The sequence below is a fragment of the Labrys sp. Lb11 genome, assembly GCF_057554225.1.
On record NZ_BAAJOT010000011.1, the window covers coordinates 12944 to 37558 of the forward strand.

The 24615-nt window shown below is 71.2% G+C and carries 20 protein-coding genes; 14 read left to right on the top strand and 6 right to left on the bottom strand.

All coding sequences use genetic code 11. The features are described from left to right. Positions 1–54 precede the first annotated feature (54 nt). Both alr and AC27L4_RS31705 read left to right on the top strand, forming a co-directional pair. Entirely contained in the window at positions 55–1155 is a 1101-nt protein-coding gene (gene alr / locus AC27L4_RS31700; RefSeq protein WP_487146679.1) for an alanine racemase, read from the top strand. 10 nt (positions 1156–1165) lie between these two features. Then, on the top strand, positions 1166–1552 hold the full coding sequence (locus AC27L4_RS31705) for a VOC family protein (RefSeq protein WP_487146680.1): 387 nt from the start codon (positions 1166–1168) through the stop codon (positions 1550–1552). A gap of 29 nt (positions 1553–1581) precedes the next feature. On the opposite strand, the gene AC27L4_RS31710 is transcribed toward AC27L4_RS31705, so the two are convergent. Beyond that, the gene (locus tag AC27L4_RS31710) at positions 1582–1896 is read right to left on the bottom strand and encodes a polyhydroxyalkanoic acid system family protein (RefSeq protein ID WP_487146681.1); all 315 of its coding nucleotides are present in this window, start codon (positions 1894–1896) and stop codon (positions 1582–1584) included. A 169-nt stretch (positions 1897–2065) separates the two neighbouring features. Between AC27L4_RS31710 and radA the strand changes: the two genes are divergently transcribed. The 4 genes from radA (at position 2066) to AC27L4_RS31730 (ending at position 6688) form a co-directional block, all read left to right on the top strand. Beyond that, positions 2066–3472: a DNA repair protein RadA gene (gene radA, locus AC27L4_RS31715; protein ID WP_487146682.1), complete on the top strand. Its 1407-nt coding sequence runs from the start codon at positions 2066–2068 to the stop codon at positions 3470–3472. 173 nt (positions 3473–3645) lie between these two features. Next, positions 3646–4284: a CvpA family protein gene (locus tag AC27L4_RS31720; protein WP_487146684.1), complete on the top strand. Its 639-nt coding sequence runs from the start codon at positions 3646–3648 to the stop codon at positions 4282–4284. A gap of 52 nt (positions 4285–4336) precedes the next feature. Further along, on the top strand, positions 4337–5827 hold the full coding sequence (purF, locus tag AC27L4_RS31725; protein WP_487146685.1) for an amidophosphoribosyltransferase: 1491 nt from the start codon (positions 4337–4339) through the stop codon (positions 5825–5827). Positions 5828–5947: 120 nt separating this feature from the next. Continuing rightward, entirely contained in the window at positions 5948–6688 is a 741-nt protein-coding gene (locus AC27L4_RS31730) for an SDR family NAD(P)-dependent oxidoreductase (RefSeq protein WP_487146686.1), read from the top strand. Here AC27L4_RS31730 and AC27L4_RS31735 read toward each other — a convergent pair whose 3' ends face one another. Continuing rightward, on the bottom strand, positions 6689–8245 hold the full coding sequence (locus AC27L4_RS31735) for a hypothetical protein (protein ID WP_487146687.1): 1557 nt from the start codon (positions 8243–8245) through the stop codon (positions 6689–6691). Between the two features lie 190 nt (positions 8246–8435). On the opposite strand from AC27L4_RS31735, the gene AC27L4_RS31740 reads away from it, so the two are divergent. Further along, entirely contained in the window at positions 8436–8636 is a 201-nt protein-coding gene (locus AC27L4_RS31740) for a tautomerase family protein (protein WP_487146688.1), read from the top strand. A gap of 38 nt (positions 8637–8674) precedes the next feature. Here the strand turns inward: AC27L4_RS31740 and der are convergent, their stop codons facing one another. Both der and AC27L4_RS31750 read right to left on the bottom strand, forming a co-directional pair. Further along, positions 8675–10081 (bottom strand): ribosome biogenesis GTPase Der, encoded by a 1407-nt coding sequence (gene der, locus AC27L4_RS31745; protein ID WP_487146689.1) that lies wholly within the window; start codon positions 10079–10081, stop codon positions 8675–8677. Between the two features lie 10 nt (positions 10082–10091). Further along, complete coding sequence (locus AC27L4_RS31750) at positions 10092–10757, bottom strand: tetratricopeptide repeat protein (protein ID WP_487146690.1); 666 nt, start codon at positions 10755–10757, stop codon at positions 10092–10094. A gap of 300 nt (positions 10758–11057) precedes the next feature. Between AC27L4_RS31750 and AC27L4_RS31755 the strand changes: the two genes are divergently transcribed. Next, the gene (locus tag AC27L4_RS31755) at positions 11058–12551 is read left to right on the top strand and encodes an AMP nucleosidase (RefSeq protein ID WP_487146692.1); all 1494 of its coding nucleotides are present in this window, start codon (positions 11058–11060) and stop codon (positions 12549–12551) included. An 8-nt stretch (positions 12552–12559) separates the two neighbouring features. Here AC27L4_RS31755 and AC27L4_RS31760 read toward each other — a convergent pair whose 3' ends face one another. Together AC27L4_RS31760 and panB are read right to left on the bottom strand one after the other, a co-directional pair. Beyond that, entirely contained in the window at positions 12560–13285 is a 726-nt protein-coding gene (locus AC27L4_RS31760; RefSeq protein WP_487146693.1) for a DUF4893 domain-containing protein, read from the bottom strand. Positions 13286–13351: 66 nt separating this feature from the next. Then, positions 13352–14173, bottom strand: a complete 822-nt coding sequence (panB, locus tag AC27L4_RS31765; RefSeq protein ID WP_487146694.1) for a 3-methyl-2-oxobutanoate hydroxymethyltransferase — start codon at positions 14171–14173, stop codon at positions 13352–13354. A 342-nt stretch (positions 14174–14515) separates the two neighbouring features. Between panB and AC27L4_RS31770 the strand changes: the two genes are divergently transcribed. From AC27L4_RS31770 to AC27L4_RS31795, 6 genes are read left to right on the top strand one after another with little or no spacing between them, the layout of a single operon-like run. Further along, a complete protein-coding gene (locus AC27L4_RS31770; protein WP_487146695.1) occupies positions 14516–16096 on the top strand; it encodes a hypothetical protein in 1581 nt (526 codons plus the stop codon). A 9-nt stretch (positions 16097–16105) separates the two neighbouring features. Next, positions 16106–16354, top strand: coding sequence for a DUF1272 domain-containing protein (locus AC27L4_RS31775; RefSeq protein ID WP_487146696.1), 249 nt, complete (start codon positions 16106–16108; stop codon positions 16352–16354). Between the two features lie 60 nt (positions 16355–16414). Next, positions 16415–17935, top strand: coding sequence for a TIGR02677 family protein (locus AC27L4_RS31780; protein ID WP_487146697.1), 1521 nt, complete (start codon positions 16415–16417; stop codon positions 17933–17935). Next, positions 17932–19215: a TIGR02678 family protein gene (locus AC27L4_RS31785; RefSeq protein ID WP_487146698.1), complete on the top strand. Its 1284-nt coding sequence runs from the start codon at positions 17932–17934 to the stop codon at positions 19213–19215. Before AC27L4_RS31780 ends, AC27L4_RS31785 begins: the two co-directional genes overlap by 4 nt. Continuing rightward, positions 19212–23381 carry a TIGR02680 family protein gene (locus tag AC27L4_RS31790; RefSeq protein WP_487146699.1) on the top strand — a complete coding sequence of 1390 codons (4170 nt, stop codon included), beginning with the start codon at positions 19212–19214 and terminating at the stop codon, positions 23379–23381. The genes AC27L4_RS31785 and AC27L4_RS31790 overlap by 4 nt, the downstream gene beginning before the upstream one ends. Next, the gene (locus tag AC27L4_RS31795; protein WP_487146700.1) at positions 23378–24610 is read left to right on the top strand and encodes a TIGR02679 family protein; all 1233 of its coding nucleotides are present in this window, start codon (positions 23378–23380) and stop codon (positions 24608–24610) included. Before AC27L4_RS31790 ends, AC27L4_RS31795 begins: the two co-directional genes overlap by 4 nt. The last annotated feature ends 5 nt before the right edge of the window (positions 24611–24615 follow it).

The following is a 24615-nucleotide window of genomic DNA, read 5'->3' on the forward strand; positions in this document are numbered from 1 at the left end:
CGGGCGATCGCGAAGCCGGGTCGCCCGCGACGGTGCGACATGAGCCCGCCCGGCATGATTCCCGAAGCCGAAGCCGGTGCGCGGCTGACCATCGACGTCGGCGCGATCGCGGCGAATTGGCGCGCACTCGCCGCCCGGGCGCCGGGCGCCGAGTGCGGCGCCGCGGTGAAGGCCGACGGCTACGGCCTCGGCATCGAGGTGGTGGTGCCGGCCCTGGCCGGGGCCGGCTGCCGGACCTTCTTCGTCGCCCATCCGGGCGAGGGCGCGCGCGTGCGGGCGGTCGCGCCGAATGCCGTCGTCTATGTCCTGAACGGCCTCGTCTCCGGCCTGGGCGAGGCCTATGCCGCCCATGCCCTGCGACCGGTCCTGGGCTCGCTGGAGGAAGTTGCCGAGTGGTCGGCCTTCACAAGCGCTTCCGGCTGGCGCGGCGGCGCGGCGCTGCATGTCGATACCGGCATGACGCGGCTCGGCCTGCGCGTCGAGGAAGCTGCGGGGAACGCCGACGCCCTGCCCGCCGTCGACCTGCTGATCAGCCACTTCGCCTGTGCCGACAGCCCGAACGACCCGCTCAACGCCCGCCAGATCGCGGCGTTCCGGCAGGTGCGCGCCCTGTTTCCCGCGACACCGGCCTCGCTGTGCAACTCCGCCGGCCTGTTCCTGCCGGGCGACCTCGGCTTCGACCTGGTGCGGCCCGGTGTCGCCCTGTATGGCGGCAACCCGACCCCGGGCAAGCCGAACCCGATGGCGCCGGTCATCCGGCTGGAAGCGCGCGTCATCACCGTGCGGACGGCCGAGGCCAACGAGACGGTCGGCTACGGCGCGACCTGGCTCTGCCGTGCCCGCTCGCGCATCGCCGTCATCGGCCTGGGCTATGCCGACGGCTATCTGCGCACCGGCTCGTCCTCGGAGGACTATGACAGCGCCGTCGCCCTCGTCGCCGGCCGCCCCTGCCCGATCGCCGGGCGCATCTCCATGGATCTGGCCGCCATCGACGTCACCGCCCTGCCGGAGGGGACTGTGCGGCGCGGCGACTGGGTCGAGCTGATCGGCCCGACGCTCACCGTCGACGAGGTCGGCCGGCGCGCCGGCACCATCGGCTACGAGGTTCTGACCGGGCTGGGATCGCGTTTCCATCGCCGGGTGATCGGGGCATAGGAGCAGGCCCATGTTCGACCATGTCGGGTTTCCGGTCGCGGATATCGGGCGCTCGCGCGCCTTCTATGCCGCCGTGCTGAAGCCGCTCGGCTTCGGCATCCAGATGGAGGTCACGCCGGACATGACCGGCGGCGACACCCATGTCGGCTTCGGCCCGGACGGGAGGCCGCGGTTCTGGATCGGCACCGGCCGGCCGCTCCGGGGCCGGCTGCATGTCGCCTTCGCGGCACCGGACCGGGCGGCGGTCGACGCCTTCCATGCCGCCGCGCTTGCAGCGGGGGGCACCGACAACGGCCCGCCCGGCATCCGCGCGCACTACCATCCGGATTATTACGGCGCCTTCGTGCTCGACCCCGACGGACACAACATCGAGGCCGTCTGCCACCGGCCGGCCTGAGCCTTCGCCCGCGGCCGGTCCCCCGAGTGTCAATTGCCCTTGGTCAGCATCTTGTTGCCGTGCTTGGTAATCAGGGCTCGCGCCTTCTCGGTCAGCACCGACAGCACCCAGGGCAGTTCCAGGGTCATGACGACGGAATCCGGCTCGACATCGACCCCGCCGTTCATGCTCTGGCGCAGGGCGCTGACCTTGAAGTCGAGGTGATTGTCGGTCCAGACCTCCTCGTCGAAGGTGCCGAAGCTGGCATACTTGGTCTTGACCCGCTCGATGCCGCTCTTGATCCGGCGCAGCGCCTCGGCCTGGCCGAGATTGTGGGGGATGGAGACGACGAGCGGCTTCGACATTGCAGACAAGCTCCGGAAACGAGTATCCCGGCGAACCTATAGTGACGATCCCCGCCGCGCGCTACCCGCGACGCTCGCGTCGACCACACCTTGATGCTATGCGGGCCGTCGTCATCCGCATGCGGATACCACAGATCCCGCAAATTCCCGTCCGTCCGGTGCGCCGCTCATGGCCAAACGCTCGATCGCCTTCATTTGCCAGAACTGCGGCGCCGTCTATCAGCGCTGGCAGGGCAAGTGCGACGCCTGCGGCGAATGGAACACCATCGCCGAGGAAACGGCCGCCGTCGCTGCGGTCCCCTCTTCCCAGCGCCCGCGCTCGCGGGGGCGGGTGTTCGCGCTCGAAGCCCTGACCGGCGAGACCGGCGAGGCGCCGCGGCTGGTCTCGGGCATCGGCGAGCTCGATCGCGTCACCGGCGGCGGCTTCGTGCGCGGCTCGGTGCTGCTGCTCGGCGGCGACCCCGGCATCGGCAAGTCGACGCTGCTGATCCAGAGCTGCGCCCGCTTGGCGCGGGCCGGGCACCGCATCGTCTACATCTCCGGCGAGGAGGCGACGGCGCAGGTGCGCCTGCGGGCCGAGCGTCTGGCGCTCTCCGACGCCGCCGTCGAGCTCGCCTCCGAGACCTCGGTGGAGGATATCCTGGCGACGCTGGAGCACGGCAAGACGCCGCGCCTCGTCATCATCGATTCGATCCAGACCATGTGGACGGACACGGTCGAATCCGCGCCGGGCACGGTGACGCAGGTGCGCGGCGCCTCGCAGGCCCTGATCCGCTATGCCAAGCGCAGCGGCGCCACCGTCATCCTGGTCGGCCACGTCACCAAGGACGGCCAGATCGCCGGCCCGCGCGTGGTCGAGCACATGGTCGACGCCGTCCTGTCCTTCGAGGGCGATGCCGGACGCGACTTCCGCATCCTGCGCGCCATCAAGAACCGCTTCGGCCCGACCGACGAGATCGGCGTGTTCGAGATGACCGGGCTCGGCCTCAACGAGGTCACCAACCCCTCCGCCCTGTTCCTGTCGCAGCGCGACCTCGGCACGCCGGGCACGGCCGTCTTCGCCGGCATGGAGGGCACCCGCCCGCTGCTGGTCGAGATCCAGGCGCTGGTGGCGCCGACCACGCTCGGCACGCCGCGTCGCGCCGTCGTCGGCTGGGACACGGCGCGCCTGTCCATGGTGCTGGCCGTGCTGGAGGCCCATTGCGGCGTGCGCCTGGGCGGCCACGACGTCTATCTCAATGTCGCCGGCGGCCTGCGCATCCAGGAGCCGGCCGCGGATCTGGCGGTGGCGGCGGCTCTGGTCTCCTCGCTCACCGGCGCCGCGCTCTCGCCCGAAAGCGTGTTCTTCGGCGAGATCTCGCTGTCGGGCTCGGTGCGGCCGGTCGCCCATGCCGGCGCGCGGATGAAGGAAGCGGCCAAGCTCGGCTTTCGCCGTGCGTCCGGGCCGGTGCCGGCCAGCGAATCGGCGGCGGAGGGGGCCTTGGCGGTGGACGGCGTCTCCTCGCTCGCCACCCTGGTCGCGACCATCGCCGCCGCCGGCGAGAGCCAGAAGCGCCGGCCGCGCATCGCCGAGTGACCGCGACGCGTCGGCAGAGCCCCGTCGGGCACAAGCATTTGGCCACATTCCTTCGTCATGGTCGATGCGCCCCGAATCCCGCCGCCAAAGCGGGGTGACTGCCGCGGGCGGCGCGGTTATAGAGGGCGCGGATCGGGCCGCCCGGCCCCTTTGAGTCAAGGACCAGGTCTTCTATGCCCGTCACGCTGCTCGATCTGATCGTTGTCGGTGTCATGCTGATTTCGGCGCTGCTCGCCATGGTGCGCGGCTTCACCCGCGAGGTGCTGTCCATCGCCGCCTGGGTCGCCGCGGCCGCCGCCGCCTTGCTGCTGTTCCGATACGTTCAACCCTTCCTCGATCCCTACATCAAGAATCCGACCGTCGCCCAGCTCGCCGCCGGCGGCGCCGTGTTCCTGGTGACGCTGATCGTGGTGTCGTTCATCACCATCCGCATCTCGGACATGATTCTCGACAGCCGGATCGGCGCGGTCGACCGCACGCTCGGCTTCATCTTCGGCGCCGGGCGCGGGCTCCTGCTGGCAATCGTCGCCTTCCTGTTCTTCGCCTGGCTGGTGCCGGAGAAGTCGCAGCCCGTCTGGGTGCAGGACGCCAAGTCCAAAACGCTCCTGAAGTCCGGCGGCGACTGGCTGACCGGCATGCTGCCCAGCGATCCGGAGAGCACCATCCTCAAGCGCCTCAGGGCGCAGGATCTGCTGCCGACCGACAGCCAGGACGCCGACCCGGATGCCGCCCCGCCCGGCGCGCCGCAGACGCAGCCGGCCGAACCCTCGCCCGCACCGACGCCGGCCCCCAAGCCGAATCCCACGAATTGAGGGCTTGCCTGATTCGGATTTGCACGCCACATGAACGTTCGATGACAAGGGGATGCCCGACGTGAGCGAACCGGCCAGGCTTGCCAAGCAAGACTTCGATGTCGATCTGGATGGCGACACGCTGCGCGAGGAGTGCGGCGTGTTCGGCATTTTCGGGCACCCGCAGGCCGCCGCCATCACGGCGCTCGGCCTGCACGCCCTGCAGCACCGCGGCCAGGAGGCGGCGGGCATCGTCGCCTTCGACGGCAAGCGCTATCATTCCGAGCGTCGCCTCGGCCTGGTCGGCGACGCGTTCTCCAAGCGCGAGGTGATCGAGCGCCTGCCGGGCAACGCCGCCATCGGCCATGTCCGCTACTCCACCACGGGCGAGACCATCCTGCGCAACGTCCAGCCGCTGTTCGCCGAGATCCAGGCCGGCGGCTTCGCGGTGGCGCACAACGGCAACCTCACCAACGGCCTGACGCTGCGGCGCGAGCTGATCCGCAAGGGGGCCATCTGCCAGTCGACCTCGGACACCGAGGTGATCCTGCATCTCGTCGCCCGCTCGCAGCGCGAGAAGTTCATCGACCGCTTCATCGACGCGCTGTTCCAGCTCGAGGGCGCCTATGCCTTCGTCGGCCTGACCAACAAGAAGCTGGTCGGCGCGCGTGACCCGCTCGGCATCCGCCCGCTGGTGCTGGGCGAGCTCGACGGCCATTACATCCTCGCCTCCGAGACCTGCGCGCTCGACATCATCGGCGCCCGCTTCGTGCGCGACATCGAGAACGGCGAGATCGTCGTCATCACCGAGGCCGGCGTCGAATCGATCAAGCCCTTCCCGCGCACGCCGGCGCGGCCCTGCATCTTCGAGTACATCTACTTCGCCCGGCCGGACTCGATCGTGCATGGCCGCAACGTCTACCAGGTGCGCAAGCGCTTCGGCGCCGAGCTTGCCGCCGAGAGCCTGGTGGAGGCCGACGTCGTGGTGCCCGTGCCCGATTCCGGGGTGCCGGCGGCGATCGGCTTCGCCCAGGCGGCGGGCCTGCCCTACGAGCTCGGCATCATCCGCAACCATTATGTCGGGCGCACCTTCATCCTGCCCACCCAGGCGATGCGGGAAGTCGGCGTGCGCATGAAGCTCAGCGTCAATCGCGGCGTGATCGAGGGCAAGCGCATCGTGCTGGTCGACGATTCGATCGTGCGCGGCACCACCTCCGTGAAGATCGTGCGGATGATGCGCGAGGCCGGCGCCCGGGAGGTGCATTTCCGCATCTCCTCGCCGCCGATAGCGCATCCCGACTATTACGGCATCGACACGCCCGACCGGGCCAATCTGCTGGCGGCGCAGAAGTCGCTGGAGGAGATGCGGGCCTATGTCGGCGCCGATTCCCTCGCCTTCCTGTCGGTCGACGGCATCTATCGCGCCTGCGGCTATGAGCGGCGTGACCCGGTCCGGCCGCAATTCACCGACCACTGCTTCACCGGCGACTATCCGACCTTCCTCACCGACGTGATCGGCGAAAGCGCCAAGCAACAGCTCTCGCTTCTCGCCGAGGCGAGCTGAGCGCCGCGCCCCCGGGCTGGAGCGCGGCTCGCGCCCCGTCCCGCCGGGCCTTGAAGGTTTCGCAGGCCGTCCGCGCTGCCGCGGACGGAGCCGGCACGCTCCGCACAGGGAACTTGCACCATGTCCGATCTGTTCAAGGGCCGCATCGCCTTGGTCACGGGCGCGTCGCGCGGCATCGGCCGTGCCGCGGCGCTGGCGCTGGCCGAGGCCGGGGCCCATGTCGTCGCGGTGGCCCGCACCACCGGCGGCCTGGAGGAGCTCGACGACGCCATCCAGGCCCAGGGCGGCACGGCCACCCTGGTGCCGCTCGACCTCAAGGACGGCGACGGTCTCGACAATCTCGGCTTCCAGCTGTTCGAGCGCTATGGCCGCCTCGATATCCTGGTCGGCAATGCCGGCATCCTCGGCTCGATCTCGCCGCTCGGCCACATCGAGCCCAAGGACTGGGACAACGTCATGGCGGTGAACCTTACCGCCAACTGGCGGCTGATCCGCTCCATGGACCCGCTGCTGCGCCGTTCGGACGCCGGCCGGGCGCTGTTCCTGACCTCCGGGGCTGCGTGGAAGGCCGCCGCCTATTGGGGCCCCTACGCCGTCTCCAAGGCCGGGCTCGACACGCTGGTGCGCACCTATGCCCACGAGACCGAGCGCACCAGCGTGCGTGCCAACCTGTTGTCGCCCGGCCCGACCCGCACCCGGATGCGCGCCGCCGCGATGCCGGGCGAGGACCCCGAGACGCTGCCCCCGCCCGAAGCCGTGGCTCCGGCGGTGCTGCGCCTGACCAGCCCGGCCTTTGCCGAGACCGGCAAGGTGTTCGATTTCCGCGAAGGCAAGGTGCTGGCCTTCCGCGGACCGGCCTGATCAGAGCTGCGGCGCGGGACGGCGCAGGAGGATCGTGATGTTTCGGTATGCGTCGACGGCAACCGGCCGGTAATCCTGCAAGCTCGCGGTGACGGCCGGATCCGACCGGACCCAATCCTCGGCAGACGGTCCTTCGAACAAGATCACGTCGGGCCTGCCGCGGGTCACGTCCTCGACGAAGATCTGTCGCTCCCGCGCTGCGTAATCGAGCAGCGCCTTGCGCTCCTGGGGTGTCAGGTCGGCCTCTGCAAGCCGCGACGCCACCATCGGCGACACCCACAGGCTGCAGGCCCTGCCGACCCAGGTTCCATCGAGCCAGCGCACCAGGGGGTGCCCCACGGCGAGCTGCGGCGTCACCGCGATCATCCGCGGATGGGGGGGCGCCAGACGAGCGACTTCCCGGCCAAGCGCCGTATCGTCGCGCACGCCGTTGAAGAGCTGCAGCGCGAACGCCAGGCCGACGAGGAAGAGCATCCGGGACAGCAACTCGCGCCCCCGGGCATCCACGTCCTTCTCGCCCACGCCGCCTCGTCCCGCGCCAGCGGCCGCAACGAACGAGATACCGATCGCCAGGGCCGTCAGGGCGGTTGCCGGGTACTCGTGGTTCAGGAACCCCTTGCCCTGTATGAGATAGGCGAGGAAGAACCCTGCTGCGGCCAGGAGCAGCACGGCCGATGCCGCGCTCAGGCGCTCCTGCCGCCACACGACGGCGAGCCCGGCCAGCATCCAGCACACGGGAACGACGCCATATCTCAGCACCAGGGTCGAGAGCGGCTCGCGGACAGGCAGGTAGGTCGCCAGCACCAGCGGCAGACCATCGCTGAGATAGGCCGGAAAGAACAACGGCACCGAAGCGCCATACAGCACCACCACCGCTGCCGCCGCGAACCATTCGGGCTGGAACACGGGACGGATCGAGCGCAGGCGCCAAACCAGGAGCAGCACCGGCAGGATCAGCGCCAGCGCGAAATGCGGCTTGATGGCGACGGCTATCCCTCCGCCGACGCCCGCGGCAAGCGCCGCCGGCCAGTTGACCCTGCCCCCTTCCAGCCGGACCACCAGCACTGCCAGCACGGGCAGCAGGGCCAGGACTGCGAAATGCTCGCGCTGTGCGAAAGCCTTGGCCGGCAGGAGCAGCAGGACGAAGACTGCGACCGCCAGCAGGGGCGGCCGCATAGCCGCGGGCAAGAGCCGGCCGCTGGCAAGGATCCGCCCCGCTCCGAACATGGAGAGGCCGGCGAGCGCGAACACGCTGGCCGCAACCATCAGCTCCGGCCGGAGGCCGACGCTTCGGGCGAGCGCGACGCTCGGCAGATAGAGCAGGATCGAGGCCGGCGGATTGGTCTCGATGAAATCGACATAGGGAACGCCGCCGTCGAGCAGGCGCTCGCTGACGGTGAGGAGCCAGGACACGTCGCTGTTGATATGGCCAAGGGCCTGCTGGGCGACGGCGGCCAGGGCCAGCAGCAGCGCCGGCCAATAGGCTGCAACCGCCGGGACCGCCCCGACCGTCGCGGGACGAGCATGCGCCACCGGCGCCATGTCCACCGAGTTCATCGTCCGCCCCCGGGCGGCGGTCCGGCCGCATCCTGCGGCGGCTCCGCCGGCACCGGGCGAAAAGAGCATACAAACCCTACCAATCCGTGTGCCGGCTCCTCACCGGCACCCAGCCGGGCACGAGTCGCCCCTTTCCAAGGCGGCCGCGCCGTGCTTAGTCGCCTGACAATCCGACCCGGAGCAACAGAACATGCCCTTCGTCACCGTCCGCATCATCAAGGGCCAGCCGCAGGAGCGAAAGAACGAGATGGCCGAGCGCATCGCCGGCGCCATCAGCGACATCACCGGCCTGCCCGAAAGCGCGGTTTGGACCGTTTTCGAGGATGTCGAAGCCGACCAATGGTATGTCGGCGCCGACACCGTGAAGTCGCTGCGGGAAGCGAGGGAGTAAGGCGGCTCGCCGGGCGCTCGGCCCACGTCTCGCCGTGCCTACTTCTTGCTGTGGAACGGGTTCTTCGGCGAGCGCAGGCTGAGCCGGATCGGCACGCCGGGCATGTCGAAGGTGTCGCGCAGGCCGTTGACGAGATAGCGGGTATAGCTGTCCGGCAGCGCGTCGAGCTGGTTGCCGAACACGGCGAAATGCGGCGGCCTGGTCTTCACCTGCGTCGCATAGCGGATCTTGATGCGCCGGCCCGACACGGCCGGCGGCGGGTGGCGTTCCAGCGCCGCGCCGAGCCAGCGGTTGAGCTTGGCGGTCGGCACCCGGCGGTTCCAGACGAGATGGGCGCGGAAGGCCGCCTCCATCAGCTTGTCCAGCCCCTGGCCGGCCAGGCCGGACAGGGTGACGATCGGCGCGCCGCGCAGTTGCGGCAGCAGGCGCTCGAACATCTCGCGCACGTCGGCGAGAACCTTGTTGCGGTCCTCGATCATGTCCCATTTGTTGAGGCCGAGGATCAGCGCCCGGCCCTCGCGCTCGACCAGGTCTGCGATCTGCAGCTCCTGCTTTTCCAGCGGCGCGGCGGCGTCGACCAGCAGCACCACCACCTCGGCGAAGCGCACGGCGCGCACGCCGTCGGCGACGGAGAGCTTCTCCAGCTTGTCCTCGATGCGCGCCTTCTTGCGCATGCCGGCCGTGTCAAACAGCTTGATGCGCTTGTCGCGCCAGATCCAGTCGGCGGAGATGGTGTCGCGGGTGATGCCGGCTTCCGGGCCGGTGAGCATGCGCTCCTCGCCCAGCAGCGCATTGACCAGGGTCGACTTGCCGGCGTTCGGTCGCCCGATGATCGCCAGCCGCAGCGGCCTGGCGATGCCGACATCCACCGGGATCGCCTCTTCCTCGCCCTCTTCGCCGGTGACGAGGGCGTCGGTCTCGGCCACGTCCTCGTCATCGGGCAGGCTGGCCTGGGGCAACACTTCGGCGATGGCCTCGGCAAGATCGGCCATGCCCTCATTGTGCTCGGCCGAGATCGGCACCGGCGCGCCGAGCCCGAGCGAGTAGCCTTCATAGGCGCCGTCGAAGCCGGTGCGGCTCTCGGTCTTGTTGGCGACCAGGATCACCGGCACGCCCGAGCGCCGCACGACCTCGGCAAAATGCTCGTCGGCCGGCGTCACCCCGGCCCGCCCGTCGATCATGAACAGGACGAGGTCGGCCGCAGCGATCGCCGCCTCGGTCTGGGCGCGCATGCGCCCGAGCAGCGACGTATCGTCAGCCACCTCCAGCCCGGCGGTGTCGATGACGGTGAAGCGCAGATTGCCGAGCTTGGCCTCGCCGTCGCGCCGGTCGCGCGTCACCCCGGGCCGGTCGTCGACGATGGCGAGCTTGCGGCCGACGAGCCGGTTGAACAGGGTCGACTTGCCGACATTCGGGCGGCCGACGATGGCGATGGCGACGGGCATGGCGATCCGATCAGGAAGCGGCCTTGGCCGGGGCGTCTGCGGCGATGAGCTGCAGCATGAGCTCGGCGCGCTGGCGGGCATTCGCCGGCACGTCCCGGTCGCCGGCCATGGCTTCGAACCACTTCGAGGCATTGGCGGTGTCCTTGGCCTTCCAGGCGGCGAGGCCGAGGATCTCGCGGGCGGAATGGCGCATCGGTTCGCCGGCGGCGGTCAACGGCTCGATGGTCTTGGCAAGGTCGGCATAGCTGGCGGTATCGACCCTGAGATAGCCGGCGCGCACCTTGGCGAGCGCCTGAAGCAGCGGCCCGATGCCGGCATCGGCACCGAGCGCGTCGAAGGCCTTGGCGCCTTCGGCGGCGTCGCGCTTGCCGGCCTCGCCGGCGAGACGGAAGCGCGCCAGGATCTGGTAGCCTGCCGGCGAGCTGCGGACGACGTCGGCCAGGATCTTCTCGGACTCCGCCCCCTTGCCGTCACGGTCCAGGCGCACCGCATCCTGGAACAGGGCGCCGGCGGTCTGCGCCTCCTGCAGCTTGTACCATTCCAGCCCGCGCCACGCGGCGACGCCCAGCACGATCAGCACGGCGGCAGCGATGACGTATTTGCCGTATTTCTGCCAGAGCTTGCCGGCGCGCTCGCGCCGCAGGTCCTCGTCGATCTCCTGGAAAATATCGGCCATCGTCCTCGTCCGTCCAACCTCTGCAACCCGATCCGCGCGCCGGCCGCCGAGGATCTCCGGCGACTCCGAGACGTCGACCACCCTCCGTCATGACGGCAGGGCCGGCACGCGCCGGGCAGCAAAGCCGACCGGCCCGATCCCACAGGATCGGGCTTTGCGGTTTCGCGTAGAGGACGCGGGCAAGTGCGTCAAGCCGATGACGGGAGATGGGGCAAGGTGCCCGCGCGAAAGCGTCATTGCCCGGTCACGTGAGCTGGCCTATGCAGTGGAAAAGGGAGTGCCACGAGCGTGGCGAACAGCATGGACACTTATCCCAGCCGCTTCCGGGACGCCAAGGCGGCCGTTGCGGCCATATCCGATCTCTACGAGCGCACCACCACCCGCCTGCGCCAGGCCTTCGTCGCCTTCACCGAGGGCGAGGCCTTCACCGAGCGGGTGCGCGGCTACTATCCCTTCGTCCGCCTCAGCTCGGATGGGCCGCCGGAGATCGATCCGCGCTCGGCCTATGGCTTCATCGCCGATGCGGGCGTCTACGCTACCACCGTGACCAGGCCGGACATCTTCGGCCGCTACCTGGAGGAGCAGATCCGGCTGTTGCTTCGCAACACCGGCGGCGAGGTCGAGGTCGGCGAGAGCACGACGCCGATCCCGATCCATTTCGCCCTCGGGGAGACCTTCCATGTCGAGGGCGGCCTGGACCCGGCCCGCCTGGCGCATCTGCCGCGTATCTTCGACGTGCCGGACCTCACCATCCTCGACGACCGCATCGCCAACGGCACCGACACGCCCTCGCCGAACGAGCCCAAGCCCCTGTCGCTGTTCACCGCGCCGCGCGTCGACATGTCGCTGATGCGGCTCAAGCACTATTCCGGCACCTCGGCCCGGCATTTCCAGAACTTCGTGATCTTCACCAACTACCAGTTCTACATGGACGAGTTCGTGCGTCTGGCGCACACCGTCCTGGCCGGCGGCGATGCCGGCCCGCTGGGCTCCGGCTATACCGCCCTGGTCGAGCCGGGCGATGTCATCACCCTGGCCCAGGGCGTCGCCCATGACGACGAGGCCCGCTCGCTGCTTCCGGCCGGCGCGCCGCCGCCCCGCCTACCCCAGATGCCGGCCTACCATCTCAAGCGCCCCGACGATTCCGGCATCACCATGATCAATATCGGCGTGGGGCCGTCCAACGCCAAGAACATCACCGATCACGTCGCCGTGCTGCGCCCGCACGCCTGGCTGATGCTGGGTCATTGCGCCGGCCTGCGCAATTCGCAGACGCTCGGCGACTATGTGCTGGCTCATGCCTATCTCAGGCAGGACCATGTGCTCGACGCCGACCTGCCGCGCGAGGTGCCGATCCCGGCGCTGGCGGAGATCCAGACGGCGATCGAGAGGGCGGTCGGCATGGTCACCGGCCTCAAGGGCTACGATCTCAAGCGGGTGATGCGCACCGGCACGGTTGCCACGGTCGACGACCGGAACTGGGAGCTCCGCCCTTCGACGATCCAGAACCTGCCTTTCATCCAGAGCCGCGCCATCGCGCTCGACATGGAATCCGGCACCATCGCCGCAAACGGCTTCCGCCTGCGCGTGCCCTACGGCACGCTGCTCTGCGTCTCGGACAAGCCCCTGCACGGCCAGCTCAAGCTGCCGGGCATGGCCGACCGCTTCTATCGCGAACGCGTGTCCCAGCACCTGGCGATCGGCCTGGAGACGATGGCGCTGCTGCGCGAGACCGACCGGGCGCAGTTGCATTCGCGCAAGCTGCGCAGCTTCAACGAGGTGGCCTTCCAGTAGCGACCTCCTCAGCGCACCAGTTCCAGGATCTCCAGCGTGCTGCAGCAGGTCTGCGGCAATTCCAGCCGCAGGCGGTTCTTCGCCACCTTGAAGAGGTAGGCCACGGCATTGTCCTCCTGCGAGGCGCCGTAGGGCCTTTCCGGATCCTCGGCCATCGACCAGCCGCCCAGGAAGGCGAAACGATCCTTGCCGGCGCGGTAGAGCATCCCGTTCACCCGTTGCGAGCCGTTGAGCTTGGCGAAGAACAGTCCGCCTGCCCGCCGGGAGATGGTGCAGCGAAAATGGGGGTAGACGAAAACGCCGCCGGTGCCGTTGCCGCCTTCGGTCGTGCCGGCGTCGAGCTGGGCACTGCGGCAGCGCCATTTACCGAGCAGGTCGCCGTCGCCGGCAATGGCCAGGGGTTCACCGGCGAGGATGTCCCTGAGTGCGGCGACATCGGCGCCGGTGCCGCCGGCGAGGGCTCCCTCGACTGCGCCCTTGCGGGTGGCCTCGAAGTCGATCAGCTTCTTGCGGTCGATCCCGGTCGTCGCCTCCGGCAGGAACGGTGACGGGTCGAGGCCCGCACCTTCGAGGGCCGCCTTCGTCGCCGTCACATCCTCGGCCGGGTTGGCGAGGCGCTCCGTGGCACCGTGACCGGCCTTGCCGACCGGCAACGTCACCGGACCGTCGGCCGGGGCCGCGCCCGGCGCCCAGGCCAGACATAGAAGAAGTGCCAGGCTTCCCAGGCGCGCCATGCTCCGTCCCCGTTCCACTGCCTCGTGCGAATGGCCGGCCCGGCGCCTGTCGGCCCGGCCGCCGCCTCATTCCTTGCGCAAGGCGTAGGTGTTCTCGGCCGCGGGGAACGTGCGGGCGCGCACTTCACCGGCATAGGCCTCGACGGCCTCGCGGATATGCCCGGCGAGCGAACCGAACTTGCGCACGAATTTCGGCACCCGGTCGGACAGGCCCAGCATGTCCTCCAGCACCAGGATCTGGCCGTCGCATTCCGGCGATGCGCCGATGCCGATCACCGGCGGCGCCACCTCGCGGGTGATCTTGGCGCCGAGCGGCTCGGCAACCGCCTCCAGCACGATGGCGAAGGCGCCGGCATCGGCCACCGCCTTGGCGTCGCGCTCGATCGGCCCCCAGTCCTTGGTGTCGCGTCCCTGCGCCTTGAACGAGCCGAGCGCCATGATCGACTGCGGCGTCAGGCCGACATGGCCCATCACCGGCACGCCGCGCTCGGTCAGGAAGCGGATCGTCTCGGCCATGCGCTCGCCGCCTTCCAGCTTCACCGCGCCGCAGCCGGTCTCCTTCAGGACGCGCGCGGCGTTGCGGAACGCCTGTTCCGGCGACTCCTCGTAGGAGCCGAAGGGCATGTCGACGACGATCAGGGCATGCGAGGAGCCGCGCATCACCGCATGGCCCTGCAGGATCATCATCTCCAGCGTCACCGGAATGGTCGTCTCCAGTCCGTGCATGACCATGCCGAGGCTGTCGCCGACGAGGATGAAGTCGACGAAGGGATCGATGATCCCGGCCGTATGGGCGTGGTAGGACGTCAACGACACGATCGGCTCGCCGCCCTTGCGGCCACGGATCTGCGGCGCGGTGATTCGCCCGGACTGCTTCTGGATCGACACGACGACCTCCTTCCAGATTGCCTCGGAACGGTTTCCCGGCCGGCAATGTTCCTCCCGCCGTCCCGGGCCGGAAGGCCTCGCGACGGCACGAAAGACGTGGCCGAAACCCATGATTCCGAGCCGCGTCACCCTGCCCGGGTGAGATCGCGGCCGTTTGGTGATAACCTTTCTCGGCGACAGGGTGCAAAACATGCTGTACCGCGCCGGGACAATTGCATAACCTAAGCTTAAAGACTGCGCATCAGCGGCGCAGCGACGGTGTCGGGGTAGTGACATCGGGACGGCGTGAGGCGGGGTGACATGGCTGAGCCTGGGAAGAAGGACGACGCATTGGCAGCTGCCGTGCGTGCCGCCTTCCAGAAGCATATGGAGAACGCGCGGCAGGCTGCGAACAGCGGCCTGAGGCCGCCTGTCCCGGCGAACCAGCCCGCGCCCGGTCCATCCGCGAAAGCGCCGGGGCGGGACGCTGCGGCAGCCTCGCCTGCCCCCGAAGCCAAAGTGCAGCTCGTCAAGCCCGTGATATCGGGTGCCCAACCGCAGGCCGCTACGGGGGATGCGCGGCCGGCGCCCGGAGCCAAGGTGCCGGTCGCCATGCCCGTGGCATCGGTTGCCGAGCCGCGGGTCGACGCAGCCGATGCGCCATTGCCGCCGGAAACCAAGGTGCAGGTCGTCAAGCCCGCGACGCCCGGCGTCGAGCTGCGGGCGGCCGCAGCCGACACACTACCGGTGCCGGAGGCCAAGGCACCGGTTGCCAAGCCCGCGGTGTCGGTTGCCGATCCGCGAGCGACTGTAGTCGATGCACCATCGCTGCCGGAAGCCAAGGTACCTGTCGCCAAGTCGGAGGCGCCGGTTACCGAGTCGCCGGCCGCTGCGGCCGACGCACCGCCGCCCCCCGGGACGGCCGTCGAGCCGGCGATGAACGCGTCGCTCGCGGCGGTGGCCGCGGCCCTCGCCGAGGTGACGCCTGTCGTCCCAGGCAAGGCGGCGGAGGAGAAAGCGCTCCTGCTCGATCGCCCCAGGCCGACGATGGGCGCCGCCCGTGGACCCGTCGCCGCGAGGGTGGAGCCGGCCCTCGACCGGACGCCGTCCCCTTCCGAGCGCGAGGACGAACATCCCGCCGATCGCAAGCTCGTCCCGCCCGAGCCCGCCAATGACGGCGAGGCACGCCTGCACGCCGCCCGGATGCGCGAGCGCGAACGGATCGCCGCGGCCGCCGCGGAGCGGCAGAAGCGAGCCCAGCGTGTCGCGGAGCGCAGGTTCGCTCCGCCCGAGCCGGAGGCCGAGCCGGTCCCCGCGCGCACCAAAGCCGCCCCCGTCGAGCCCGAACCGACCCTGCAGCCCGGCGAGCCCGCCAATGCCAACCAGACCGGCTTCGGCAGCGGCATCCATGCAGCCGAACCGAAGCGATCCTCGACCGTCTGGGCGATCACGGCAGCCTTCGCCGTCGTGGTCGTGCTCTGCGCCTCTGCCGGAGGCTACATCTGGTGGCAGAACGGCCGCAAGCCGAGCGCCGAGGTAGCCGTCCTGCCGCTTCCCGCCCGGGTCCCATCCTCCGAGCCTAAGACGGCGCCCCCACCGGCTGCCGCGACGCCGGCTGCCGCTCCGACCGAACCCGCGGTGCTGGAACGCGCCGTCAAGACCGCGACCATCACCCTCGACGCCGTCGACATCGCCTTGCAGGACGCGCGGGAACTGGCCGCGATGGGCGACATGGCCGGCGCGCGCGAGGTCCTGGAGCCGTTGCGCGCCGGCGGCGATGGACGGGTGCTGTTCGCCTTGGCCGAGACCTATGATCCCTCGATCAACCATGAGCCGGGTCAGGCCGACACCAAACAGGCGCAGCAGCTCTACGAGGCGGCCGGCAAGGCCGGGTACCAGGGCACGGCCGACCGGCTGGCCAAGCTGCAGACTGTGGCGCCCTGAGGGCTGGGCATGCTGCAGCTTCGCCCGAACTGCGAGTGCTGCGACCGCGATTTGCCGCCCGAGGCTCCTGATGCGGTGATCTGCAGCTTCGAATGCACGTTCTGTCGTGACTGCGCCGAGACACGTCTCGGCGGCCGCTGCCCCAATTGCGGCGGCGAACTGGTGCGTCGCCCGCTTCGCCCGCCGGCGATGCTGGCCAGGCACCCGCCTTCGATGGAACGGGTGTTGAAGCCGGGTGGCTGCGCCTCGGCGGTATAAGGTGCGGCACAGGCGGCAGGGCGACGCTCCCTGCTCAATCCAGACCTCGGGAGATCGTGGATGCAGGTCGTGAGCGACTCGGCCGAACTGTTCCGGCACGTGAGCGCAGAGAAGGCCGCATTCTATCGCTGCATCATGGATGTTTTCGCGACGGCCAAGCGCCAATATCGCCTGCAGCTGCGCCCCGACGAGGTCCTGGCCGAGGGGCGCTGGCCGGAGGCGGTACCGCGCATCGAGGACGTCAACGCCGCGCTCAACCAGCTGACGGCCTGGGGCAACCTGGAATCCCAGCCTGACACCGCTCGTGTCTCCAGCCTCGGCGACTTCTACCGCGCCCGTTTCCTCTATCGGCTGTCGCGCGGCGGCGAGGCCGTGGAGGCGGCGCTGGCGACCTTCGTCCAGACGCTGCAGCGCCGGGCCGAGCTGCAGACCGTGGCGCTGGAGGACATCGCCAGCCGGTTGCAGGCCCTCCACCTCCTGGCCGGCCTGCCCGAGCCGGACGCGGCCAAGCTGCACGAGACCCTTCGCGACCTCGCCCAGGTGTTCGCCGGGCTCGCCGACAATGCCCAGGCCTTCATGGCGGGCGTTGCCCGCAGCATCGAATTGCAGCAGGCCGAGGTCGATGCCGTGGCGAGCTACAAGCGCCGGCTGATCGACTATCTCGAACGGTTCATCGGCGACCTCGTGCGCCGGTCCGAGGCCATTGCGCGGCTCATCCTCGCCCTCGATCCGTCGATCGACTCGGTGCTGTCGGTGGTGGCCGAGCGCGAAGCCCGCGATGCCGCGCCGGACGACTCGGATGATCTCACGGATGCGCGCGGCCGGATCAAGGCGGCCTGGCAGGAGCGATGGCAGGGATTGCGCGGCTGGTTCCTCGCCAGCGGTCACGCCCCGCCGCAGGCCGAGCTCCTGCGGGCACGGGCGCGCTCGGCCATTCCCCAGTTGCTGGGCGCCATTGCCGCCATCAACGAACGGCGCAGCGGCCGCAGCGACCGTTCGGCGGATTTTCGCATGCTCGCCGGCTGGTTCCTCGCCTGTGCCGACGACGGCGAGGCGCATCGGCTGGCCCGGGCGGCCTTCGCCCTCAATCCGGCCCGGCATTTCTCGCTCAATCCCGACGCCGACCGGGATCTGCCGGCAACGACGCCCTGGGCGGAGGCGCCGCCGCTGATGGTCCATCCGCGCCTGCGCGAATATGGCGAGGCGGCCCCGCGCGGCCCGCTGCCGCGCGTGCGCGACCGCAGCGCGGAGAGGGCCTTCATCGCTATCGAGCTCGCCGAGGAGTCGCGGCAGGCCGAAGCGGCGCGCCGGCGACTTGCGACCGGCCGGCCGACGCCCCTGTCCGAGCTGGGCGATCTCGACACGCACGCCTTCGGCCTGTTCCTCGGGCTGCTCGGCGAAGCGCTCGGCGAGCAGGCAGGGCCGCGCGCCATCGTCGAGCGGCACACCGGCGACGGCCTGCTGCGTATCCGTCTCGAGCCGCTGGCGCCGGATAGTCACGCCCGCATCGTCACCCCGCTCGGCGTCTTCGCCGGCCGCGACCATCTGCTCACCATCACCCCCAGGCAGGAGGGACCGTGAACGGATTGCGATCCCGCGGCCGCGACACCCCCGACATCGGCCGGCATCAGCAGCGCTACCAGGAAGAGGAGTTCCGCGCCGCCCTGCGGGCGCTGCTGATGACGCCGCTGATGGGCCCCGGACACGAGGAGTTCGCCGCGGTGCGCCGCCAGGCCGAAGCCCTGCGCGACTGGTTCGCCCGGGAAGCCGGCTGGATGCTGCATGTCGAGCGGGACGGAGCGCGCCTGCTCAAGCGCCCCGCCGATCTGGGCGACGCCACGCGCGGCCTGCCCTCCTACGACCGGGATCGCTACGCGCTGCTGTGTCTCGCCTGCGCGGTGCTCGAGCGCGCCGATCCGCAGATCACGCTGCGGCTGCTCGGCGAGCGGCTGCTGGCGCTCGCCGCCGAGCCCGTGCTGGCCGCCGCCGGCTTCTCCTTCGCCCTCACCTCCCAGCAGGAGCGGCGAAGCCTGGTGACGGTCTGCCGCACGCTGCTGGCCCTGGGCGTGCTGGAGCGCGTCGCCGGCGACGAGGAGGCCTTCGTCCAGGCCGGCGGCGAGCAGGCCGATGCGCTGTATGACGTCCAGCGCCGGGCGCTCGCCGGCATGCTGGCGGCGGTGCGCGGCCCCTCGACCTGGAGGCCGGAGGAGGCGCCACGGACGCTGGAGGAGCGGTTGCACGCCCTTGTCGACGAGCATGTCGCCGACAGCGAGGAGGGCCGGCGCACCGCTCTGCGCCATCATCTCGCCCGCCGGCTCCTGGACGACCCCGTGATCTACACGGCAACCCTGGGCCGGGACGCGCACGACTATTTCGTCAATCAGCGCGGCGTCATGGCCTCCCGCCTGTGCGAGGCCACCGGCCTGGCGGCGGAGCAGCGCGCGGAGGGCCTGGCCCTGGTCGACGAGACCGGGTCGCTGACCGACGTGGCGATGCCGGCCGAAGGTACCGAGGCGCACGCGACGTTGCTGGTCGCCGAATATCTCGCCGGGGCCGCCAGGGGCGGTCAGGCCGCGGGCAGGAGCGAGGGCGAGCTCGCCGATTTCCTCGGCGAGGTCCGGCAGCACTATGGCCGCTACTGGCGCAAGTCGGCCCGCGAGCCGGGCTCCGAACACGAGCTCGCCGCCGTCGCGGTCGATCGGCTGGTGAAGCTGCGGCTGGCCGTCCGCGAGGCGGGCTCTGTCCGTCCGCTGCCGGCGCTCGCCCGCTTCGCGCTCGGAGACGCCGAGCTGCGCCGGGGCGGCACGGCCAGCGACGGCACGGCGCCGGCCACCACCGGGACTCTGTTCGGCCCGCCATGAACGATCGTTTGGATCTTACGCCCTCGCAGCAACTGCGCCCCGCCCTGCCCATGCCCTCGCGGGAGCGCTGGCAGCCCCTGAGGCTCGGCCTGGTGGAGCTGTTTCGCTACGACAGCGAGGAATTCTGGTTCCGGGATGGCCACCTCCTGCTGCGCGGCAACAACGGCACCGGCAAATCCAAGGTGCTGTCGCTGACCCTGCCCTTCCTGCTCGACGCGCAGCTCAAGCCCTCCCGCGTCGAGCCCGACGGCGATTCCAGCAAACGGATGGCCTGGAATCTGCTGATGAACAGCTATCCCAGGCGCAACGGCTATGCCTGGATCGAGTTCGGCCGCCTCGCCGACGACGGCACCCCGCGCTACATCACGCTCGGCGCCGGCCTGGCGGCGGTCGCGGCCCGGCCGCAGGTGGACAGCTGGTTCTTCGTCCTGGAAGGCGGCGAGAGCGCGCCGCGCCTCAACCGCGATCTCTGGCTGACCAGCGACCAGCACGTCGTGCTGACCCGGGAGCGCCTGCGCGAGGCGATCGAGGGCCACGGCCAGGTGTTCGACACCGCCGGCGCCTATCGCCGCGCCGTCGACGAGCGCCTGTTCCATCTCGGCGCCAGGCGCTACGAAGCCCTGATGGACACGCTGATCCAGCTGCGCCAGCCGCAGCTGTCGAAGAAGCCCGACGAAGCCGCCCTCTCCCATGCCCTGACCGAAGCCCTGCCGCCGCTTACCCCCGAGTTGCTCGGCGACGTCGCCGACGCCCTCGCCCGGCTGGAGGACGACCGGCGTCAGCTCGAGGAGTACCAGGCGCTCGCCAGGGCGGTCGACCGCTTCGAGCAACGCTACCGCCTCTATGCCGGCACTCAGAGCCGCCGTCAGGCCCGGGCGCTGCGCCAGGCCCAGACGGATTTCGACAATGCCAGCCGAGCCCGCATCGAGGCCCAGGCCGACTTCGCTGCCGCCGAGGAGCATGAAGCCCGGACCACGGCCGAGCAGCAGGCTGCGGAGCTCGCGCTGACCCGTCGGCGCGAGCGCCAGTATACGCTGCTGTCCGATCCGGCCATGCAGGACGCCGGCCGCCTCGACGTGGCCGAACGGGACGCGGCCACGCGCCGCCAGGCGGTGCTGATCGCAGCCGAGGCCGTGACCGGGCTCGCGGAACGGCTGCGGCGCGCCGTAGACGAGACCGCCCGGTACCGCGAGCGCCTCGACCAGGTCGAACGGACGCTGGCCGAAGCCCGGCGGGAGGGCTCCGTCAGCGCTGAAGCGGCCGGGATCGCCGCTCCCTTCGCCGCGGCCGCGATGGCCCGGCTCGATCGCGACGCCCTCGCGACGCTGGAGCAGCGGCTCTTCGATGCGGCCCAGTCCAGCCTGCGGGCGCTGGCGGCAGAGCGGCGCGAGCAGATCGAATTGCTGCGCCGCCGCCACGCCGAGGTTGCGCAGGCCGAGGCGGCGCAGGCGCAGCGCCGCCAGCTTCGCGACGACAGGCGGGAGGACGCCGAGGTGGCCATCGCGCGGCGCGCCGAAGCCGATGCCGCCGTCGACCGGGAAGGCCAGGCCCTGGTCCAGGCCTGGGACGATCATTTCGCCCACCTGCGGCATCTGCGGCCGGAGCGCGAGCGCCCCCTTGTCGCCCTCGCCGAGTGGGTGCTGGGCGTCGAGGGCGACAACCCGGCGCTGCTGGCGCTGCAGGCGGCCCAGCAGGAGGCGAACCTGCGCCTGGCAGCCCGGCAGGCCGAGCTCGCCGGACGGCGGCTGGCGCTCGAGACGCGACGGCAGGAGCTTGAAGCCGAGCGCGTGCAGCTCGAAGCGGGAGTCGATCCGGCCCCGCCCCCGCCGCACACCCGCGCCGCGGAGGTCCGCAGCAGCCGTGCCGGGGCGCCGCTCTGGCAACTGGTGGAGTTCCGCGATTCGGCCGATGCCGCCGCGCGCGCCGGCATCGAGGCCGCGCTCGAAGCCGCAGGCCTGCTCGACGCCTGGGTCACGCCCGATGGCCGCCTGCAGGCCGCCGCCGACGGCGCCCCGCTCCTCGACACCCAGATCCTGATCCGCCCGCCGGCCGAGGCTTCGCTCGCCGGCTGGCTGCGGGCCGAGATGCCGCCGGGCAGCCCCGTCGCCCCGGAGGTGCTGGACCGCCTGCTGGCCGGCATCGCCTGCGGCCCGCATGACGGCGGCGACGGCGAAGCCTGGGTTGCGCCCGACGGGCGCTTCCGCCTCGGCCCGCTGGCCGGCGCCTGGAGCAAGCCCGCGGCGGTCCATATCGGTTTCGCCGCGCGGGCCGCCGCCCGCGAGCGCCGCCTTGCGGAGATCGCCGGCGAGCTGGCGGCGCTGGCCGACGATCTCGCCGAGGTGCAGGCAGGGCTCCAACGCCACGCCGAGGACAGCCGGCAGGCGGCGGAGGAATGGCGCAGCGCGCCCGGCGACCAGCCGCTGCGCAACGCCCATCTCGCCGCCATGGCCGCGGCCCGCGATCATCGCAATGCCCAAGACCGGCTGGCCGAGGCCGAAGCCGCCCTCGCGGTGGCCGAGCAGGGCCTCGCGGCGGTGCGCGACCTCCTGGCCCGCGACGCGACCGACCTGCGGCTGCCGCCCCATCCCGACGCCCTGCCTGCGGTCGAGGCGGCGCTCGGCGCCTTCGGCGAGGCCCAGCACCGCCTGACGCAGGCGGCGCGCGACTTGCGGCTGGCCGTGCCGGAGCTGTCGCGGCAGCAGGCGCGCGAGGCCGAGGTGCGCGCCGATCTCGAGCAGCGCCGGGAGCAGTTGGCCGCCGGCCGCATCGAGGTCGAGGAGGCTGACGCGCGGCTGGAGGTGCTGCGCGAGGCCATCGGCGCCAAGGTCGAGGAGTTGAGGCAGCAGCTGGCGCAGGCCCGCGCCGCGGTCGAGGCCGGCGAGAAGGCGTTGCGCGCCTGCACGGACGCCGCCCGCAAGGCCGGCGAGGCCCGCGCCGTCGCCGGCGAGAAGGCCACCGCGGCGGAAGCCCGGCTCGCGCATGGCGCCGAAGCCCGCGCCCACGCCGTCGCAAGGCTGCAGAAATACGCCGCCACCGGCCTCCTGTCCGCGGCACTGCCGCAGCTCGAGCTTCCGGACACGGCCGTCCCGTGGACCATCGATCTGGCGCTGACGCTGGCCCGCCGCGCGGAGCAGGCTCTCGTCGATACCAGGGACGACGACGATGCCTGGACCCGCGTGCAGCGCCAGATCGCCGAGGAACTGGTGGATCTGCAGCGCGCCCTCGCCGCCCTTGGCCATCAGGCCATGGCCGACACCAGCGACTGGGGTCTGATCGTCCACATCATCTATCAGAACAGGCCCGAGCGTCCCGACCGCCTCGCCGGGCGGCTGGCCGAGGAGATCGCCCAGCGCGGCGAATTGCTGACGGCCAATGAGCGCGCCGTGCTGGAGAACCACCTCCAGGCCGAGATCGCGGCCGAAGTGCAGCGCCTGCTCCAGGCCGCCGAGCGGCACGTCTTCGGGATCAATGCGGAGCTGCACAAGCGTCCGACCTCGACGGGCGTGCGCTTCCGTCTGGTCTGGCAGCCTCTGACCGAGGACGAGGGCGCGCCGGTCGGGCTGGAGGCGGCCCGGCGCCGTCTCCTGCACACCAGCACCGATCTGTGGTCGGCCGAGGACCGCCGGGTCGTCGGCTCCATGCTGCAGCAACGCATCGCCCGCGAGCGCGAGCGGGCCGACGCCGGGACCGGACGCGACGATGGCGGCAGCCTGCTCGACCAGCTCGCCCGCGCTCTGGATTATCGTCACTGGCACCGTTTCCGCGTCGAGCGCTGGCAGGACGGCAACTGGCGCAAGCTCTCCGGGCCGGCCTCCAGCGGCGAGCGCGCCCTCGGCCTCACCGTGCCGCTGTTCGCCGCCGTCGCCAGCTTCTACAATCAGGGCGGCCAGGCCCGGGCGCCGCGCCTGATGCTGCTCGATGAAGCCTTCGCCGGCATCGACGACGCGGCGCGCGCCCATTGCATGGGGCTGATCCGCGAGTTCGACCTCGATTTCGTCATCACCAGCGAGCGCGAATGGGCCTGCTATGCCGAGCTGCCCGGCGTCTCGATCTGCCAGTTGCAGCGGCGGGAGGGCATCGACGCCGTGTTCGTCTCGCGCTGGACCTGGGACGGCAAGGCCCGGACGCGCGAGTCCGATCCGGACCGGCGGTTCGCACCGGAATGAGCGACGCGGTCGACCCGCGCCTGCGGCGCCTGCTCGGCGGCGAAGCGCTGGCCGGCCTGCGCAACCGCCTGCGCGGCCATTTCGAGCGGCGGGGGCCGGACGCCGCGCCGGCGGTGCTGCGCCTCACCGGCCTCTCGGCCGCCGAGCACGCGGCGCTGGCGGTGCTGCTCGGCCGGCCGCCGCGGCCGTCGAACTCGCTGCAGGTCGATATCGACGCCATCGATGCGGCGCTGGACCGGGCCGGCATCGCGCCGAGCCTGCGCGCGGCGCTGGAGCAACTCGAAGGCCCGATCCGGCATCGGGCGACGATGCGCGCCGAGGCCGAGGCGCGCTGGGCGGCCGTGGTCGCCCGGCGCCGGCACGGCGGGCTGGCGGCGCTGCTGCAGGTTCCGGCGGGCCTGGGGCTGCTGAAACGGCTCGCCCGCGGCGATCCCGAGGAAGCCGAACGTCTCGGCGAGCGTGCCGAGGCGGTACTGGGCCGGCTGCCGGCCGACGGTCTGGCGCGGGCCCAGCTCGCCGCGGACATGCTCGGCGACGCCCATGCGCTCGACCCCGGCCGGGCCACGGCGGCCCTCGTGCTCGCGGCCTGGCGCGCCGGCGAGGCGGCGTCCGATCCGGCGGACACGGACGACGAAGCCCCCATGACGGGGGAGCGAACGCGCGACGTCTGGGCTCGCGCCGGCGTGCTGGTCAACGAGCTGGCCCGGCCCGCCCTGGTCCTGAACCTGCCGGCGGACGACGGCGCACTCGGCGAGCCCGGCTATATCTCGCTACGCCGCCTGCTGCGCTCGCCGCCGGCCTGGGGCGTCGCCGGCCGCACCGTCCATGTCTGCGAGAACCCCAATCTCGTCGCCATCGCCGCCGACCGGCTCGGCGCCGGCTGCGCGCCGCTGGTCTGCACCGAGGGCATGCCGGCCGCCGCGCAGCGCACGCTGCTGGCGCAGCTCGCCCGGGCCGGCGCCCGCCTGCTCTACCACGGCGATTTCGACTGGCCCGGCCTGCACATCGCCAACCAGGTGATGCGAAGCTGCGGCGCACGGCCCTGGCGCTTCGGCGCCGTCGACTACGAAGCCGCTCTCCATGCCGCCGGAAACCGGGAGCATCGCCTCGCCGGCTCGCCTGTGACGGCCAACTGGGACGCGGCGCTGATGCCGGCCATGCTGCGGCGCGGTCTCGCCCTGCCCGAGGAGGGCGTGGCGGCGACGCTCCTGGAGGATCTGGGGGGCTGACGGCC